Raw genomic sequence first — 2,485 nt, 5'->3', positions numbered from 1 at the left:
CCGGCCATTCAGTGCGCAGCACGTCGTCGAAACCGTGATCGGCATGGTGGAGCACGCCGAAGTTGTCGCACAGTGCGCGCGCCGCCGGCGCGACCGTTTCGCCGCGCTCGCGCGTGAGCTGCGCGGCGCGATTGATCGTCAGCGCCGCCGCGAGATGCGGAATCACTTCCTCGAAACGGCGTGCATCGTCGTCGCTGAACGGTCGATTCAGGCCCTGGCGGTAAATCGACATGAACGTCGTCAGGCCGAACCGGCGATCGAGCGTGCACACGCACATCAACTGCGCGAGCCCGTACTTCACGCACCAGTCGCGAAACCGGGCATCGAGCCCCGGTTCGACGACCGACAACCGCACCGCGTGGCCGTGCGCGCCGCGCAGCGTGCGGTGCGCGAGCGGGTCGCAATCGCGCACACGCTTCCAGTCGCTGAAGAATGCGTGCGGCAGACGGTACAGGAAGCTGTTGTGCATCACCGGGCCGGTCGGCACATGGGTCGCGACGCCCGTCCATGCGGCGTCGAACGGAATGAGCGCCTGCAGCAGCGAAAAGAAGCGGTATTCGAATTCGCCGATGCCGGACCGTGCGGCAACCGCGTACAGGTCGAGCAGCATCAGCCCGAGTTCGCGCTGCGATGCGTCGCCGCGCGTGACGCCGTCGAAATCGGCACGCCGGGACGGCAGCGGCGGCCAGGCGAAGTCGTCGAGCACGATGGCGGCCGGCACGTCGCGCAGCGCATCGAGATCCTGCCCGAAATCCGTCGTGATCCTCACCTTCCGCTCCCCTGCCCGATCGGGCTGCTGATGTGCGCAACGACACCGGCCGATTATAGCGATCGGCTTTTTTGACGGGCCACGGTGCCGGAACGGGCGTCAGCCCCATCCATTTGAACGGTGCACGGCACGTTGCTGCTCCGCAGCACGCCGCGCGACGGCAGCCCGCCGCGTGCATGCCGCGCACCGCGGGTTTTCCGCACCGTTCATCTGTACGACTGTTCGAAGGTTTTCCCGCTGCGGACACTGCGTCGCGACAACACCAACGACAAACCGATGCAGGACGGTATGGAGAACCCCACGTGACGAAATCCCGCTTCATCCGCACGGCCGCAACCGTCGCGACACTTGCCGCGTGCAGCGCCGCCGCGCACGCGCAGTCGAGTCTCACGCTGTACGGCGCGCTCGACGCCGGCGTGCAATACCTGACGCACGCCGACGGGCGCCACTCGGCCGTGCAGTTGCAGAACTACGGGATCCTGCCTTCGCAGATCGGGCTGAAAGGCCACGAGGATCTCGGCGGCGGCTGGCGGGCGCTGTTCAAACTCGAACAGGGTCTCAACCTCAACGACGGCACTGCGACCGTGCCCGGCTATGCGTTCTTCCGCGGCGCGTACGTCGGCATCGCGGGGCCCGTCGGCACCGTCACGCTCGGCCGGCAGTTCAGCGTGCTGTTCGACAAGACGCTGTTCTACGACCCGCTCTGGTACGCGTCGTACAGCGGCCAGGGCGTCATCGTGCCGATGAACGCGAACTTCATCGACAACTCGGTCAAGTACCAGTCGCCGACGTTCGCCGGCTTCGACGTGGAGGCGCTTGCCGCGACGTCCGGCGTCGCCGGCAACACGCGCGCCGGACGCGTGCTCGAACTCGGCGGCCAGTACACGAGCAACGGCCTGTCGGTCAGCGCGGTGCTGCATCAGGCGCACGGCGATGTTTCCGCGACCGACGACACATCGGCGCGGCGCCGCGAACTCGGCACGCTCGCCGCGCGCTATGCGTTCGCCACACTGCCGCTCACCGTCTATGCGGGCGTCGAACGCCTGACCGGCGACCTCGACGCGGCACGCACGATCGTCTGGGGCGGTGCGCGCTACCAGATGTCGAGCGAGATCGGCCTGAACGCGGGCGTCTATCACACCGACTCGCGCACGCCGGCGATCGGCCACCCGACGCTGTTCATCGCGAGCACCACGTACGCGCTGTCGAAACGCACCGTCGCCTACGTGAACCTGGGCTACGCACGCAACAGCGGCCAGAGTTCGCAGACCGTCTACGAATACGACCCGACGCCGCTTGCCGGCGCATCGCAGTTCGGCGCGATGGTCGGCATGTACCACCTGTTCTGACCTCCCACACGAGATCCCGCCATGAAAACCCTGTCTACGGATGCCGCACTCCCGCCCGACGGCCGCGCATCGACCTTCGCGCGCTCGACGCTCGTCGCGCTCGTCGTGTTCGCGGCCATCACGCCGCTGCTGCTGCTCGTGGCGCCCGCCGTCGCCGGCCAGCTTGCAACGCAGCTCGGGTTGTCGGCGTCGCAGATCGGCACCTACTTCTTCGTCGAACTCGGCGCGTTCAGCCTCGCGACCGTGCCGTCGTACCTGTGGCTCGGCCGGGTCGACGCGCGCCGCGTCGCCGCGTTCGCCATCGCGCTGTTCGGCGCGGGCAACCTGCTGACCGCGCTGTGGATGCCGGGCTTCGTCGCGCTGCTCA

At 67.9% G+C, this 2,485-nt stretch carries 2 protein-coding genes and 1 pseudogene; 2 read left to right on the top strand and 1 reads right to left on the bottom strand.

What is annotated here, in order from left to right:
- The coding region (locus tag G3N99_RS38350; protein ID WP_206124984.1) for a DNA-binding response regulator at positions 1-769 on the bottom strand (769 nt) is incomplete at its 3' end.
- A gap of 302 nt (positions 770-1,071) precedes the next feature.
- Between G3N99_RS38350 and G3N99_RS38345 the strand changes: the two genes are divergently transcribed.
- Positions 1,072-2,118 carry a porin gene (locus tag G3N99_RS38345; protein ID WP_206124983.1) on the top strand — a complete coding sequence of 349 codons (1,047 nt, stop codon included), beginning with the start codon at positions 1,072-1,074 and terminating at the stop codon, positions 2,116-2,118.
- Positions 2,119-2,139: 21 nt separating this feature from the next.
- Positions 2,140-2,485 (top strand): annotated as a pseudogene (locus G3N99_RS38340) (MFS transporter); the annotation flags it as partial.

Origin of the sequence: Burkholderia sp. Ac-20392, assembly GCF_017104585.1 — a bacterium.
GTDB classification, from domain to species: Bacteria; Pseudomonadota; Gammaproteobacteria; order Burkholderiales; family Burkholderiaceae; genus Burkholderia; species Burkholderia lata.
Note: the sequence above shows the minus strand (reverse complement) of the source record. Positions and strands in the feature narration are given on the sequence as shown.